The organism is Halorhabdus rudnickae (assembly GCF_900880625.1).
Classification (GTDB): domain Archaea; phylum Halobacteriota; class Halobacteria; order Halobacteriales; family Haloarculaceae; genus Halorhabdus; species Halorhabdus rudnickae.
In genome coordinates, this window is sequence record NZ_CAAHFB010000001.1 from 2185837 (window position 1) to 2200964 (window position 15128).

At 62.0% G+C, this 15128-nt stretch carries 17 protein-coding genes; 9 read left to right on the top strand and 8 right to left on the bottom strand.

Annotated elements, in window-relative coordinates; all coding sequences use genetic code 11:
- Window positions 1-85 precede the first annotated feature (85 nt).
- Window positions 86-1036, bottom strand: a complete 951-nt coding sequence (locus tag BN2694_RS10895; protein WP_135665568.1) for a radical SAM protein — start codon at window positions 1034-1036, stop codon at window positions 86-88.
- 127 nt (window positions 1037-1163) lie between these two features.
- On the opposite strand from BN2694_RS10895, the gene BN2694_RS17145 reads away from it, so the two are divergent.
- The 6 genes from BN2694_RS17145 to BN2694_RS10920 all read left to right on the top strand — a co-directional run bounded on the left by BN2694_RS17145 (window position 1164) and on the right by BN2694_RS10920 (window position 4870).
- Window positions 1164-1322, top strand: coding sequence for a hypothetical protein (locus tag BN2694_RS17145; RefSeq protein ID WP_167880011.1), 159 nt, complete (start codon window positions 1164-1166; stop codon window positions 1320-1322).
- Between the two features lie 45 nt (window positions 1323-1367).
- On the top strand, window positions 1368-2369 hold the full coding sequence (locus tag BN2694_RS10900) for a YeiH family protein (RefSeq protein WP_135665146.1): 1002 nt from the start codon (window positions 1368-1370) through the stop codon (window positions 2367-2369).
- Between the two features lie 341 nt (window positions 2370-2710).
- A complete protein-coding gene (locus BN2694_RS17935) occupies window positions 2711-3178 on the top strand; it encodes a NifB/NifX family molybdenum-iron cluster-binding protein (RefSeq protein ID WP_167880012.1) in 468 nt (155 codons plus the stop codon).
- A 27-nt stretch (window positions 3179-3205) separates the two neighbouring features.
- Window positions 3206-3988, top strand: coding sequence for an MBL fold metallo-hydrolase (locus BN2694_RS10910; protein ID WP_135665154.1), 783 nt, complete (start codon window positions 3206-3208; stop codon window positions 3986-3988).
- An 82-nt stretch (window positions 3989-4070) separates the two neighbouring features.
- On the top strand, window positions 4071-4394 hold the full coding sequence (locus BN2694_RS10915) for a hypothetical protein (protein ID WP_210408942.1): 324 nt from the start codon (window positions 4071-4073) through the stop codon (window positions 4392-4394).
- A gap of 2 nt (window positions 4395-4396) precedes the next feature.
- A complete protein-coding gene (locus BN2694_RS10920) occupies window positions 4397-4870 on the top strand; it encodes a metal-dependent transcriptional regulator (protein ID WP_135665158.1) in 474 nt (157 codons plus the stop codon).
- Between the two features lie 238 nt (window positions 4871-5108).
- Here BN2694_RS10920 and prs read toward each other — a convergent pair whose 3' ends face one another.
- From prs to BN2694_RS10935, 3 genes are all read right to left on the bottom strand, one after another.
- Window positions 5109-5957, bottom strand: coding sequence for a ribose-phosphate diphosphokinase (gene prs, locus BN2694_RS10925; protein ID WP_135665161.1), 849 nt, complete (start codon window positions 5955-5957; stop codon window positions 5109-5111).
- A gap of 40 nt (window positions 5958-5997) precedes the next feature.
- Window positions 5998-6807, bottom strand: coding sequence for an HVO_0234 family beta-propeller protein (locus BN2694_RS10930; RefSeq protein WP_135665163.1), 810 nt, complete (start codon window positions 6805-6807; stop codon window positions 5998-6000).
- A 63-nt stretch (window positions 6808-6870) separates the two neighbouring features.
- Entirely contained in the window at window positions 6871-7428 is a 558-nt protein-coding gene (locus tag BN2694_RS10935) for a pyruvate kinase alpha/beta domain-containing protein (protein ID WP_135665166.1), read from the bottom strand.
- A 407-nt stretch (window positions 7429-7835) separates the two neighbouring features.
- Here BN2694_RS10935 and BN2694_RS10940 point away from each other — a divergent pair, with 407 nt between their 5' ends.
- Both BN2694_RS10940 and BN2694_RS18245 read left to right on the top strand, forming a co-directional pair.
- Window positions 7836-9290 (top strand): MATE family efflux transporter, encoded by a 1455-nt coding sequence (locus BN2694_RS10940; protein ID WP_135665169.1) that lies wholly within the window; start codon window positions 7836-7838, stop codon window positions 9288-9290.
- A gap of 46 nt (window positions 9291-9336) precedes the next feature.
- Window positions 9337-9429, top strand: coding sequence for a hypothetical protein (locus BN2694_RS18245; RefSeq protein WP_449272213.1), 93 nt, complete (start codon window positions 9337-9339; stop codon window positions 9427-9429).
- Between the two features lie 305 nt (window positions 9430-9734).
- Here BN2694_RS18245 and BN2694_RS10945 read toward each other — a convergent pair whose 3' ends face one another.
- Both BN2694_RS10945 and BN2694_RS10950 read right to left on the bottom strand, forming a co-directional pair.
- Window positions 9735-10658, bottom strand: coding sequence for a hypothetical protein (locus BN2694_RS10945; protein WP_135665172.1), 924 nt, complete (start codon window positions 10656-10658; stop codon window positions 9735-9737).
- 153 nt (window positions 10659-10811) lie between these two features.
- Complete coding sequence (locus BN2694_RS10950; protein WP_135665571.1) at window positions 10812-11861, bottom strand: NAD(P)-dependent alcohol dehydrogenase; 1050 nt, start codon at window positions 11859-11861, stop codon at window positions 10812-10814.
- 174 nt (window positions 11862-12035) lie between these two features.
- On the opposite strand from BN2694_RS10950, the gene BN2694_RS10955 reads away from it, so the two are divergent.
- A complete protein-coding gene (locus BN2694_RS10955; RefSeq protein WP_135665573.1) occupies window positions 12036-12893 on the top strand; it encodes a ZIP family metal transporter in 858 nt (285 codons plus the stop codon).
- Between the two features lie 28 nt (window positions 12894-12921).
- On the opposite strand, the gene BN2694_RS10960 is transcribed toward BN2694_RS10955, so the two are convergent.
- Both BN2694_RS10960 and BN2694_RS10965 read right to left on the bottom strand, forming a co-directional pair.
- On the bottom strand, window positions 12922-13776 hold the full coding sequence (locus BN2694_RS10960; protein ID WP_135665175.1) for a DUF6159 family protein: 855 nt from the start codon (window positions 13774-13776) through the stop codon (window positions 12922-12924).
- 260 nt (window positions 13777-14036) lie between these two features.
- Window positions 14037-14432 (bottom strand): VOC family protein, encoded by a 396-nt coding sequence (locus tag BN2694_RS10965; protein ID WP_167880013.1) that lies wholly within the window; start codon window positions 14430-14432, stop codon window positions 14037-14039.
- Window positions 14433-15128: the final 696 nt, after the last annotated feature.

The window sequence follows — 15128 nt, forward strand, 5'->3', positions numbered from 1 at the left end:
AGTGGTCTCAAAATTCGATGGAGCTCAGTGGTAGTGTTCCGGCTCCGTCTATTCACGGTCTTTCCCTGCCGTCGCCGGTCCACGGTCACTCTTCCATTGTCTGTATTGGTCGAAGGTAAAACGTCTCCTCACCGTAGGTCCGTTCGAGTAGTTCGCCCGCGTCGAGTAACTCCTCGACGACTGCCCAGTCGGCGTCGTCGCGTTCGAGGAGGTCCGCAAGTCCCGATTCTCGCATGGGGTGGACGGCCGTAACGCCGAGCACGTCTTCGCGAACGGCACCCGTCGCGGCGAAGGTCGACCCCTCGGCACCGATGAGGTACTCGACGTGATCGAGTTGCTCCTCGAAGATGGCGTAGGCGGCGGCGAGGGCCTGCTCGCCTGCAGGGTCCACCCAGTCCTCCGCAGGTGGTCGAGTCGGGACCGCCAGATACGCCGTGTCTGGATCAACCGAGGCGACCAGGTCCGCGGTCGCCCGCAGTGCTGACTCGCTGTCGTTGACGCCGTCGACAAGCATCGTCTCTGTGGTCAGCGTTCCTTCGAAGCTATCGCTAAAGGCGACCATTCCACGCCTGATCTCATCGAACGACAGCATCCCGTTGGGGCGATCGATTTCCCGGCAGGTCTCGGCGGTGCCCGCGTCGGCTTTCAGCGACACCCAGTCGGCCTTTGCAAGGTCGGCTCTGACCTCGGGCTTTGTCATCAGCGACCCGTTCGAGATGACTGCCACGTCGATGTCGAGTCCCTGGAGTCGGTCGATCGTCTCGCCGAGGGCGGCATCGAGCGTGGGCTCGCCGTCGGGGACGATAGAGAGGAAATCGATCGTCTCACCAGCGGCCCGGACCGCTTCGACGCGCTCGCGGACGGACCCAACGATTTCGTCCGGGGAAAAGAACTCCTGACGGTCGACCTCGGTGGTCGTCGTCGATCCAAGCTGACAGTAAATGCAGGCATAGCTACAGGTTGTGGGCGGAATAGTATTGATACCGAGACCCTGGCCGAGCCGACGCGAAGGGACGGGACCGTACGCGAGTTCCATTATTTCGTACGACACTGGCTAAATCCGTCAATCGCCCGATTTCACGCTCGTGACGCCTTGGGATCATCCCCCATCATTATCTAGCAGATATCGGATTTATGATAAGTATTAACTGTTTCCGGTACCTATGACAGAGTGTGAGGGTACAATAGCGATGCTTGATGGAGACAGTCCTCCCGTCCTGAACCGCATCGTCCCGGTACTCAACCAGTGGCAGACGCTCGAACGCGGCTGGAAAGCCGTCATTTTTGGCCTCGTCGTCCTCTCATTTGTGATCGTATTATGATAGAATTATCGAGGATCTGATTGAACACAATATGATAGTTCGATTATGATACGCCAGTCCGTCCGGTTGCTTCCCGGGATCGCTTTGTTGGTCGCTGGCGCGGCTCTCGCCCACGGGCTTTCGGCGACGCTGTTGGGAATCAACGAGTTGCTCGTGGCCGTCGGCTTGGGTGTCCTGCTCGGGAATGTGGTGGGCGTCCCCGAGTGGGCCAGCGCCGGCCTCAACACCCAGAAACTCTGGCTGGAGACCGGGATCGTGCTCATGGGGGCTCGGATCGCGATCGGCCAGCTGTTCGCGGTTGGTGTGGAACTGCTCGCCCTGGTCGTCGGTTTCCTGGCCTTTAGCCTGTTGTTCGTCGAGGTGGTCGCGCGCAACGTCTTCGGGATTCCAGAGCGCCTTGGTTCCTTGCTGGCGGCAGGCTACTCGGTTTGTGGCGTGTCGGCCATCGTCGCCGTCTCGAGTGGCGTTCGCGCGAAAAGCGAGCAGATCGCCTATGCCGTCGGGACGATCCTGCTGTTCGATGCGGTGACGCTGGCAGTGTACCCAGCGATCGGTCGGTTTCTCGATCTCCCGGACATCGTCTTCGGGACCTGGGCCGGGATCAGTATGGTGAGTACGGGGCCTGTTGTGGCTGCGGGCTTCGCCTACTCGCCCCAGGCCGGACAGTGGGCGACCGTCACGAAATTGGGCCGGAACGTCTTCATCGGTGTCGTGGCCGTCTGCTACGCCGTCTACTACGCCCGACGGTACGGAACCGACAGCGGGGCCGACGACTGGCGGTACCTCTGGTCGCAGTTCCCGAAGTTCGTCGTCGGCTTCGTCATCGTCGCCGCGGTCGCCAGTGTGGGCCTGCTCACCGAGGCCGACGTCGCTCGGCTCGAAGCGACCTACCAGTGGCTGTTCCTCCTGGCGTTCGTCGGGCTTGGGACGAATATCGAACTCGCGACGATGCGCAAAACTGGCGTGCAGCCGCTGCTGGTCGTGCTCACGGCGCTCGTGACCGTCAGCGCCCTCTCGCTGCTTGCGTCTCTGGTCGTCTTCGCCTGACCGTCGGCAGCCCCTTCGTATCCGTGGGAATCGTCCCCCTCTCGTTGCCCTTGCGGCGCGCTATTCGAGGCGTCACTGAGGCGTTCCCGTTCGCCGACGTGACGCCCGTTACCGCCCTGGCTGTGACGAGATTGTGATCAAGGTGTTGAATCGCGACCGTCGACGTTTCTATGTGGCTGTGTGATTGCTGGTGGTCGACGATCCGTTCGTCCAGACTCCCATTGAGAGGCTCTTGGGATCAACGCCGGCCGTCGGAGAGCACCTGTCTTCAATAGCGTGGTTCTCTCTCGCACGACAATCAGAACCAACATACCTCTCGGAAACCTAGTATATAAGTGACAGTGTTGATTTGCATACCGAGTCGCGACGAGGGGACGCTCGGGGCACCGGTCTCTTCGCACTTCGGGCGAGCACCGAACTACACGCTCTTCGACGACGAGGCCGACGGGTTCAACGTGACCGAGAACAACGGGAAACACCACGGTGGCCAGCGTTCACCACCCGAGATCATTGCCGAGACGGGGGCCGACGTCCTCGTCGTCGGCAATCTCGGTCGCAAGGCCGTCGATCGCTTCGACCAGATGGACATCAAGGTCTACTGTGGGGCTGAGGGGACGGTCAGCGACGCGATTGCGCAATACGAAGCTGGAGAACTGGAGGCCGCGACGCCGAGTGGCTCCTACTGTGAGGGCCATGGCCACGAGCACGGGGACGACCACGATCGCGGGGACGGACATGGTCACAGTCACGGGCATGATCATGCCGCAACGGGAGACGACCACGCACACGGCCACGACGACGGTGCGTAATCGTCGCGTTTGTCGTCGTTCACATCAATGACCACCGTCACCGTTCTCATCGACAACGAAGTCAGTGGTTCTCGACCGAAGGGACTCCATGCCGAATGGGGCTTTTCCGCGGCCGTCGGCGACGTCCTCTTCGACGCCGGTCAGACCGGTTTCGCCGCCGAAAACGCCCGTAAACTCGGCGTCGGGCCCTTCGAGACGATCGTCCTGAGTCACGGCCACTACGACCACACCAAGGGCTTGCCGCCGTTTCTCGGCGCAGCCGAACGGTTGTACTGCCACCCTGCTGCCTTCGAGCAGAAGTACCACGGCGAGGAACCCATCGGGATGCCCTACGCCCGGTCGTGGATCGAGGCCCAGGTGTCAGTCACCACTCACACCGACCCCGTCGAAGTCGCCCCGGGCATTCACACACTGGGCGAGATTCCGCGCGAGTATCCAGACAGTCGAACAGGCGAACGGGAGGACGGGGACGGTCACCGCATCGAGGATCCAGTCCGGGACGATCAGGCGCTCGTCGTCGTGGGGGCGGATGGGATCAGCCTCGTTTTGGGCTGTTGTCACGCTGGCCTCCGGAACACGGTCGTCCACGCCGAGGCCGTCTTCGACGAACCGATCCGGACCGTCGTCGGCGGGACCCACCTCCGATCGCCGGATCCCGAGCAACTACGCGAGACGGCGACCTGGCTCGACGAGCGCGTCGAACGCGTCGTCCCGACTCACTGTACGAGCCATCAGGCTCGACAGATTCTCCACGAGGAATTCGGCGATACGTTCGAGCGCGTCGGCGCGGGCTCGACGATCGACCTCTGACCGACAACTACCGACTGAGAATCGTTCTCGCCATTTGGCTACTCCCAAAAGGGCTTTCGTGCTCGATAGCGAAGCCCAACCGATGACGCCCAGGAGTGAGCAACGAAGTGGCGGACGGCGATGTCGCGAGGGTGGGGGAGACGGACCACAAAAGCGCCGTGATCGGCGGCGCGAACGCGCCCGTGACGACAACGGGCAGTTCGCCGATTCGATCACTGCCGAGGATGTGCTGTCGGTGTTCGACGCGGTCGACGGACCGGTCGTGACGAGTTCTGACGTCGGCGACGTCCTCGCCATTTCGACGGAAGCAGCCAGGCAGAAGCTGAACGCGCTCGTCGAGGATGACACACTCGCCTGTCGAAAGACCGGACGGACGAGAATTTACTGGCAGCACGAGGGGGCCTAGGGATGAGCGAGACGACATCCAGGACGCCGTCGGATGTAGAGAGTCCCGCAGTCGTCGACGACCTCACACCCGCGGAGGGCCGGTACCTTTGTGGGGTGCTCTACCGGACGCTGGTCGGTTCGACGCCGGTGAGCAACCACGAACTTACCGAGTACCTCGGTGTCAGTGGCGCGAGCGTCACCGGGATGATCGAGTCTCTCGCCGCAGAGCGGCTGCTCGAGTACGAACGCTACCGTGGCGTCGAGTTGACTGACCGGGGCGAATGGGTCGCCAGAGCAGTCCTGTGGCGGCGGTGTGCCATACAGAAGTTCTTCGAACAGGGACTCGGCCTCTCGCTGAAGGACAATCGAGCCTATCGTATCGGCTTCGAACTGTCTCGCGAACAAGTTCGGACGATCGGCGATCGCACCGACCAACCCTGTCGGGACCACTGTGAAGCCTCGTCGGCGGCAGAATGTGACGTGTTTCCGGACTAAATGCGTTCTCGAAGCGCTTTCAGTCTGGTTTCTCGCCACTTTCCGAACCGATCAACGGCAGGCTACGGGAGGGGCCAGCCGCTGCCAACGTGGTACCGCAAAGACCGTGGCGAAGTTCATCCAGGGAATCGAGGTGCACGGATCGGCTATTCTCAAGCAGTCAGGCGATCACTCTATGAGTGACCTCGATAGGCTGGCGGGCGTCGACAACGGGCACCTGCCTGGTTCCGGATCACCTTTACAGCGCGTCCGCGATGACGGGTGCCACGCTGACGTCGCTGACGATCCGTTCTAGGGTGTCCGTTGCATACATGTCCTCGACGCCGGCACGCAGGAGTTTGCTCCAGGCGCCACTGGCCAGCAGCGGGTGGACACAGGTCGCAAAGACCCGCTCGGCTCCCGCATCGGTGGCTGCCCGGGCCGCGGTCGACATTGTCCCACCCGTGGCGACGAAGTCGTCGACGAAGACCACGTCACGGCCATCGATAGCGGCCTCTGTCGGGGCGAGATCCGCGGCGGTAGCCGAGCCGGCCGGTGGAACGAGATGGTCGACGGTGCCGGTACCGTAGGAGTTGTGGACGGATTCGGCGAGTGGCCGGGCCTGTTGGTCAGTTCCTAAAAACAGTGGATCGGTGAGATCGCCCGGGAGTGGTGCGGCGAGTCGATGGGACCCATCGACAGCCGTGGCAGGTGCCTCAAACATCTCTTCGGCGTCCGCCTCGTGAGGATTGACCGTGATCACGCGGTCAGTTCCCGGCGAGAGCGCACGGGCGACCGTCCGCAGGGAGACGATGTCTCCGGGACGATACTTCCTGTTCTGACGCGCGTACCCGGGGTACGGGACGACGGTGACAACCTCTTTGGCACCTGCTTGCCGGGCGGCGTCCTGGAGCAGGAGCGCCTCGAGATGGGCGTCGTTCGAGACCGTCGAGATGACGACAATCGCCCGATCGGCGATGGATTCGGTGACTTCCACGTTCAACTCTCCGTCCGGGAAGTACTCGACTTCGGCTGCGCCGAGCGGTTCGCCGGTCGCTTCGGCGATCCTGGCCGCGAGCGTCTGGGAAGCCGACCCGCTGAGGATCATATGCGTAGTCTGAGGGCCGGTGGTAAACCCGTTTTCGATCTCATCGGTCCGGTCCGACGGCCAACTCGGACACCTCCGAGAGTCCCAGCGACCGGGACCGCCAGCCCGCTGCGCCGTCCTTGGCGGCCGGTGGATCGACGAGGATCGTCCCCGCCGACGTGACGGCGACGATCCCCCGGCTGTACCCTACGTCGACGATTCGCTCGTCTGTCGGCGGGTCGCGGCTCACCCACTCGCTGTCCCGCCGTTCGATCAGTCCGTCTTCGCCGACTGCGAGCGTCCGCTCGGATCCTCCGGCAACGGCGTGGAACGCTCCTTCACGTTCGTGGTCCCACTCGCTGTCCGTAAATCGGTACAGCCCGTCCGCAGTCGCCGCCGTCGGGACCGGGTCGGCGGTGACGTCTCGGGCCGCCCGACCACGATGGTCGAGTCGCTCGTCCTCGAGCCGATAGAGTCCGTCCCCGGCCGCGATCCACTTGCCGGAGATCGCCCGTGGCTCCCCGACGGCACCCAGCGTTCGCCACTCCGCCCCGTCGTAGCGAGCGACCTCGCCGTCCGGTGCGGCAGCGATCGGCCCCTCCGCATCGACCGCGACGGCTGGACCGAACCCCAGGGCCTCGAAGGACTCAACATCCTCACTCGCCGCCCGATAGGTGTCCTCGTCGGTCCCGATCACGACCGCCGCTTCGCTCGCCCCGACCGACTGTACTTCGCCGCGTCGAACCAGTCGGAACCGACCGACGCGGTCGTCGGAGATCGCGACCAGCGTCAATCCGAGGTCGGCCCCGACGTAGACATCGGTCTTCCCGCGGCGCTCGGCGTAGATCCGGTCTTCCGCCATCTCGCCCATACGTCCTCCCTTCGCGGGTGCGACCGAAAGGGTATCGACTCGTAGACTCCACCGCGCTTGATCCTACCAGTAGATCAGGTTCTCCTCCTCGGCTGGCTTGGCGATGACCTCCAGGACGCGCGTCTCGTAGAAGTCCCGGCTGTTGGCCGCCCGGACGAGTAGTGCAGTGTCGGCACCGTCGCCCGTTCCGGCGATCGAGAGGACGCGATCGCCAGCGTCGATGAGGCCACCATCACAGGCCATCAGTGGACACTCGACGGCAACTTTTGTCCCCTGGCCGAACAGCCGCAGGACGTCGGCGACGAGTTCGTGTGATGAGAACCCTTCTTTCTGGGCGATGGCCGAGCCGAGATTGCTAAACACCATCGGGCCGGTGAAAACCTCGGCGCCAGCGTCCTCGATCATCTCGATGTATTCGTCGGCCAGTTCTTGCTCGTTTTCCTCGTCGTAGCCGTAGGAGTGACCGACGACGACGAGCTCCTCTCCGAACCGCTCGGCGGCTTTCGCTCCCGTCTCGCCCGATGTCGAGGCCACACAGACCGCGTCGATGTCGTTCTCGTCGGCGTACTCGGCCGCCCGCCCGAGTAGGGCCGCCGTGTCGAGATCGTCAGTTTGTATCATCACCGTCGTTTTCGAGTGCCGGCCGGCTATCGGTTTCTATTCCGTCCTCTCTTGACCCTCGTTTCGGGTGTTTCGAGTGGAACTTTTCTTCTACTGCACCGTCGCGTATGGCGTTTCGTCCTTCTCGACACATTTAGGGTCTGAAAGTGCCGTTATTCTCGGTACTCGGCCGTTTATCCGCCGATAGTTAAACTATGGCGTGGTAACGACTCTCTCTCTCGATCCGAAATAGGGGGGTTTGGCTTCTGGACTCGTCGTGCGTACGTCTGACGAGTATCTCTCAGTCGGAACGAATGTGGGTTGATCGGGTCTGGCCCTGTCTGGGGACCCCCATTAGCGCCAGGGTTGAGTGTGCGAACACCCAAGGTCGGAAGGTTGAATGCGGGGCCTTCCGACGATTTCGGATGATGGCCCTCCGTGCGTTGATCGGTCGATTGATTGCGTTGTTTCCGACTGTTTTGGCCCGTTTCGGCCTGGTTGATCGCCGGAAGGGGACCGAGGCACTAGACCTGGCGGCGCCGGTGATGGTCTCCGGCGCGCTCAGAGTGGCGTTGCGGCTAGCTGACTATCTCATGGTCGGGGTCGCGTTGGGTCAGACGGCTATCGCCGGGCTAGAACTGGGCTTTCAGTACTTCTTCATCGGCTTTGGACTCGCGCTGGCAGTCACCAGCGGGACGATCAGTGTCGTCTCACGATTGAAAGGGGCCGACGAGCACGCCCGTGCGGACCTTGCGGTCAAACAGTCGCTGTGGCTGTCGATCCTGCTGTCGGCCCCGTTGATGGGCATTTCGTGGGTGTACGCCGAAGAGATGATCGCGCTGTTGAATGCTGATCCCGCGGTAATCCAGCAGGGGAGTGCGTACCTCCGGATTATTATGCTGGCGCTGGTGTTCCGGTTCTGGAATATGGTCGCCGCGCGAGCGCTGGCTGGTGGCGCTGACACCCGGACGCCCATGTACGTTCGCTTGTTGACGCTGCCGACGAACATCGTCTTGAACGCCGTCCTCATCTTTGGGATCGGCCCGTTCCCACAGCTGGGGATCGCTGGCGCGGCGTTGGGCACCCTGTTGGCAACCATCCTCGCGGCGGTAATGTTCCTCGCCCTGTTGCTTACCGATCGGTTCTCGGTGCGCTTGCGTCTTGGTGGCCCTCATCTCGATCGGGAGTTGCTCGGCGAAATCGTCCGTGTCGCATCGCCGCTGGCAGGGATGCGCATGTTAGAGACTTTCGGCCGGTTCCCGTTCCTGTTCATTCTGGGCGTCATCGGGACCCCAGCAGTCGCTGCCTTTGGAATCGCTCGTCAGGTCGTCCTGACTGCGATGATGCCCGCTTGGGGGTACGCGACGGCCGCGAGTACGCTCGTCGGCCAGGCGATCGGACGGGGTGAGGAGCGTGAATCGACCGAGTACGGCTGGCAGACTCTGCGGATCGCACTGGCAACCCAGGTCCCGGTCGCGCTGGTGATCGGGATTGCAGCTGAACCCATCGCGCTTTCGTTCGGGATGGAGGATGTCGGCCTGGCTGTCGACTTCATCCGCGTGTTCGCTCTGGCTGTCGTTGGGTTCTCGATTTCCCGAACGATGCGGGGCAGTCTGCGCGGAGCCGGCGACACCAGCTGGCCGTTCTACGGTATGCTGGTCTCGACGTATGTCGTCCGACTCCCGATCGCCGCCCTGGCGTTGCCGGCCGGCTACGCCCTCACCGTGGCCGGTCTGTCGATACCGATCGGCCTGGGGCTGGGTATGCCTGCGATCTTCCTGGCTCTGTTCGGGGATTTCTACGTCCGGGCCGTCGTCAACGTCGTCCGGTTCCGATCGGGGCGGTGGCGTGCGATCGCCCGATCGAGTGTCGACGGGGGATGAGGAGCGTGCGCCAACGTTTAACTTACCGCCGGCCGATCGAATGCATATGAGTACGGCGACAAAAATCGTCCTGACAACGGTAGCCGTCTCGGCGCTGCTGGCGCTTGCACTGATCGTGAACGTCGCGCTTGCGGGCTAAAATTAGCGGTAGCGGATACCCTGACCGGAGGACTACTAGTCCGCTTCCCCTGCCGTCTTTTGGTTCTCTCGTCACGAAGGCGATCTGGACTCGCAGTCAGGTCGCTCTGTGCTAGGCTCGCAGTAGATCGAACATCGTTGCAATTCGCTCGTGCTTTGTGACATCTATCGGTGATTTCGTGTCGCAAACCATGTTCCACGAAGCCCCGATCGTCGTAAATTCCGCTCTGTGCCGCTTCTGTAGCCTGTTCGATCGAATCAGCGTCTTCCTCAAGACAAGCGGCCACGGGGCTGTCAATCGTGCTTTTAGTTCTTCTTTGAGGCGCCCGACTCGATACGGACGTCTGCAGGGATCTGAGGTACCGCGGGAAGATCGACTGATTGTGGTTCGAACTCGTAAGTGAAGCGATACCGGTTTTCAGTGCCGTTCCGTTTGGCGACAATACGCTCGGTAGCGGACTTGATCAGCCCTTCGGTCGTCATTTGAACGGTTGCGTTGTATGCCACGACGTTCCGGGCCTCGAACAGCTTCCCAGATTCATATTGGTCGGCGCGGAGCGTCACGGTATTGTTGGTCTCGCTGTCATCAACACGGATCAGACTGAAGTTTCCGTGCCGGAGCACCCCCCCGAGCGGACTCGTTGCTGTCGAGAGAGTACGAAACGAACGGTTGAACAGCGTCGTCCGGTTGCGTCTGTTGTCCAGTGTACTGTTCCCATCTCTGACGGTGTACTGTCTGACAGTTGTCTCGTTTGCGGCAAGGGCTGTTGTACTGTTCTGTACCTGGTTTTCGATCGTCCGCTGGCCTCGTGTGACGTACCGAATTCGTGTGAGATTCGTGTCGGTCGCCACTCGCGTCGATGTCACGACTGAGAAGTTGCGGAGCGTCCTGTTTGTCGTCTGTGTCAGGACGCCCGTTCTGTTTGTCGTCTGTGTCAGGATACCCGGTGTCTCGATCGCTGCTGTCTTGTGTGTGCGAAGCAGCTGTGTGACGTTGCGGACTCCGGAATCAGTCAGTCCCGCGGGGAACCGATCGAGTTCGGCCCCGGCGGGTGTTGCCGTTGGTGTCGCTGTCGGTGTCTGTGTCGCTGACGACGTCGGGGAGGTAGCTTCGACTGCTGTCTGTGTCGGTGAGCCAGTGTCCGATACGCCTGCACAGCCCGACAGACCAACGAGAACGAGCAAAACAACCGCTAAAGCGGCTCTATACGGCTGTTTAGTGGAGGGCATATAGTAGGCACTTCGAGAACAGACGGAAAAATACGACGATCCGGCCTTGGCAGCGACGACCTGTTCGATGGATATGCCGCCTCGAACGACCAGCGAATAACATCCAACAGCGGTACCTTCTACCTTCTGGGCCGCCCACTGTCTTGACCCACCTTAGAAGTGGATCAGCGGCTTGATCATCCCGTCGTCTTTGGTCTCCATCATTTCGAAGGCCGTCTCGATCTCGTCGAACTCGAACTCGTGGGTGGTCATCTTCGTCGGGTCGACCTTGCCCTGATCGAGCAGGCGCAGTAGGCGCTGGATGCGCAGGCGACCACCGGGACAGAGATCGTTAACGATGTTGATCTCGCTCATGCCGACACCCCATTCAGCCCGTGGGATATGTCGGAATTCGCCCTCGCCGTGATAGCCGACGTTCGAGACCGTCCCGCCGGGTTTGGTCACTTTGATGCAGTCCTGGAATGTCTCGTCTGCACCGAGTGCCTCGATGGCGACATCGACACCCTCGCCATCAGTGAGTTCCATGATCTCTTCGGCGGGATCAACCTCGCCGAAGTCGACGATGTCGGTCGCGCCGTACTCACGGGCGAGTTCCTGACGCTCGGGGACGGTCTCGACGGCGATGATCCGGCCGGCGCCCTGCAACTCGGCGCCTTTCGTCGCCATCAGGCCGACGGGTCCCTGCGCGAAGACGGCGACAGTCCCGCCCATCGGGATGTTCGCCCGCTCGGCGCCGGTGAACCCTGTCGAGAGCATGTCCGCGACGTAGGCCGCCTCGTGGTCGGTGACGCCCTCGGGGATCTTCGCCATGTTCCCGTCGGCGTCGTTGACGTGGACGTACTCCGCGAAGGTGCCGTCCTTGACGTTGGCGAACTTCCAGCCGCCCAGTGCCTCGTTGGACTGGGAGGGGTGACCGTCCTGTGCGGCCAGGGAGTTCCAGTCGGGCGTGATTGCGCCGATCGCGACACGATCGCCTTCTTCGAAGTGTTCGACCTCGCTGCCGATCTCGTCGACGATACCGACTACTTCGTGGCCCAGTGTCAGATCCTCGCGTTCGCCGATCGCGCCGTGAACCGTGTGGCAGTCGGAGGTACAGATCAGGCCCTCTGTGGGCTCGATGATAGCGTCCATCGGCCCCGGCTCGGGTCGTTCCTTCTCAACGATAGCTGTTTCGCCGACTTCGCTCATAACAAACGCTTTCATAGTGTGAACAGTCATACGTTCGGTCGCATCCCTTATAAAGATCGGTTCAATTCCAACTTTCTAGGAATTATCTAACGATCCGACCTGTTCTCGGTGCTAGTCATGGGCCACAGTTACATGGGAGGGCGACGATGATCCGTCGACGATGATGGGATTCGACCGGTGGCGGAGCCGATGATCGCGGAGACGTTCGTCGACCTCATCGGTGAGAACGTCGTCGTCCAGGCGCTGGTTGGCGGGGTCGTTATTGCGTCGTTCAACCTCCTTGGCGCGTCGCTCGTGTTAGTATGGCGCGACCCGAGCGAGCGCGCCCTGGACGGTGCCCTGGGCTTTGCAGCCGGGGTGATGATGGCCGCAGCGTTCACCAGTCTGATTGTCCCCGGGATCGATGCGACCGCGATTCTGGTGCCGGGCGTTCCCGCAGACGGACTCCTTCGGCCCCTGCCCGTTTTGATCGGTATCGCGCTGGGCGTGCTAGTCCTGGACCGCGGTGACGCCCTCGTCCCGCACGCCCACATCCTGTTGACCGGCCGCAAGCGCGCCGATGCCGCCAGCCAGTCCGAACAGCTTCCCATCGACGACCCGCGGATCGCCTCCGTACTGTTGTTCATTCTGGCGATCACTCTTCATAACGTGCCGGAGGGGCTGGCTGTCGGTGTCGGGTTCGGATCGGGCGAGGTCGGCAGTGCGCTCGCGTTGATGCTTGCGATCGGCATCCAGAACGTCCCGGAGGGGCTGGCGGTCTCGATCGCTGCCATCAACGCCGGGCTCGATCGACGACTCTACGCCGCTATCGCGGGGGTCCGTGCAGGCGTCGTGGAGATTCCGCTTGCCGTGATCGGTGCCATGTCGGTGACGGTCGTCGAACCGTTGTTGCCCTACGCGATGGGGTTTGCAGCGGGCGCAATGTTGTTCGTCATCTCAGACGAGATCGTCCCTGAGACTCACACTCACGGTCACGAGCGCATCGCAACACTTGGGACGATGGCTGGCATCCTCGTCATGCTGTATCTGGACGTCGCGCTGGGGTAGCCCAGGAAACGTTACCGTCCCGTCGCCGTCAGATCCGTCCGCCCATCGCTCCGGCCGAGTCGCGACCGCCACCGAGTTGGTTGAAGTCCATATCCTCGAAGAACTCGGGTGCTTCGTCCTCGGTCGCGTAGACGTACAGCGCGGTCTTGGCGATCCCGGTCAGTGCCTGGCCGATCAGGTACGACAGCACGATGGCCGTGCCACCGATCGCGATTGTCACCAGCATCCCTGCGAGTCCCGCGCCTGCAAACGTCAGAAACGTCACGGCTGCCACGGCGAAGCCACCGAGTACGAGCACGAACGTGACGATGGAAATCGCCGATAGTGTCCCCAGCGACTCGCCCCACGTCCGCTTGATCGTGCGGCCGCTCTGTTTGAACATCCCCGTGACGGTGGGGTCCTCGAAGACGATCACCGGGACGACGAAGTAGGTCATCACGCCCCACGCGAGACTGAAGAGGGTTGCCAGGATCGCCCCGCCGATCTCACTCGACTCTTCGATCCCCCGGATGATCACACCGACGATCGCCGCGATGACTGACCACGCGAGCAGTTGCCAGCGCTTCTCCCAGGCGATTGTCAGGCTTCCCCGAACTGTCGGCTCCTCGCCCCGGAAGGTCTCTCTGGTCGCCGCAATTAGCGCTGCTGTAAAAAACGAGGCGACGAACGTCTCGACGACGTAGATGACGAACAGCGTCGCGTACAAGATCGGCCCCGATCCGAGATCGGCCACGAACAACCCGCCAAAGACCGTCATGACGAACGCCAACCCGGCGAGCCCACCTAACAGCGGGAACGCCAGCAGTCTCGGGTATGCCCGCAACACCCGGCCGCTGCGCCGTGCCAATCCGAACCCGATCGAGATCCGTCTGAAGATACCCATAGTTCAGACTGTCTGTCTCAGGTCGCTCATATGAAACTATCTGTTCTGTCTCTCGCGATATTCCTTGACGAACAGCGCGACGATCATCACTGTCAACACGATCAGGGACTCACAGACGACGGTGCTCTGCGAGCAGACCCACCGGAATCTGACCACTCCATGCAGTTCCTGAAGGCAATCGTCAGACCTACCTGACGTCCCTCGATCCGACGTGCCGCTCGTGTCCTGCCAGCGGCTGCATCCCAGTGGCCCCTCCTTCGCTACGGGAATGGATCCCGCCGGCCGGCCGTACCGTCGTGGCGGTGGTGCAGTGTGATGGGATTGTCATCCGGGTCGGCGACGGTGGCCATATCACAGACCTCCGTTTCCATCGGTTCCTGGAGGACGGTTCCTCCCGCGGCGCTGACCTCCTCGATGGCTGCCTCGACGTCATCGACGGAGAGGGCGACGGCCGCGCCGCCCGCGTTCGGCCCCTGGTCCCCCTCGAAATCGAGTTCGTTCAGCGCGAGCGTGGTGGGTTCGACGGCGAATTCGGCCCAGCCGAACTCCGCGAGGTGCTCTTCCAGATCGAGGCCCAGCGTATCCCGATAAAAGGGCAGAGCGGTCTCCAGGTCGGTGACGTTGTACATGATGAAGTCGACTGCTCTCGCTTCCATAACGGTCCGTCCCATCGACCCCGGCCTTCATCAGTGTACCGACAGTTCAACCGGGCGTGTTCGAAGTGACGATCCCATCTACCCGTACTTGTAGGAGACGCCGCTCCCGTTCTCGGGGTACTCCCAGACGACGTTGCCCTGGCGGTCCTATCGACGACCGAGTCTGTTTCGGTGGTGCTCGTCGATCCACTCGCAGCACGTCTCAAAGTTCTTGGCACCGGCGTTTTCAGCGATATCTCGTAGGGAGCCGATGCTGATCGAATCGTGAGCCGGAACCGTCACAATGCTTGGGTCCGTGTCTTCGGGGCTGTCCGGTGGATCCCAGCGCAAGATGAGCTGGTCTCTCGTCGTCCGGACGTGTCGAAATCCGCTGACGACTGACCGCATCTTCTTGTATGGGAGCAGAGTCAGCCCAGTTCATGCCAAATCTGTATCTCTTGGGTTGGTTGATTGTCGTCGAAGTGGCTGCACACTGAGACTGCTACTGCAGGGACTATCCCAGCGATCCGCGCTGGCAACGTGCCGAGAAACTGATCGAGATGATCTGCACTGAGCAGGGTCTTTCTTTCCCAGAGGCAATCGTGCAGGTCGACTCTGACTGGTCGGAACCGTCGTGAGCGCATGACTAATTGGAGTCCAGATCGTCGGCATGCACGTCAGACTGACGAGATGGATGCTTAAGCGCGGATTGCGATT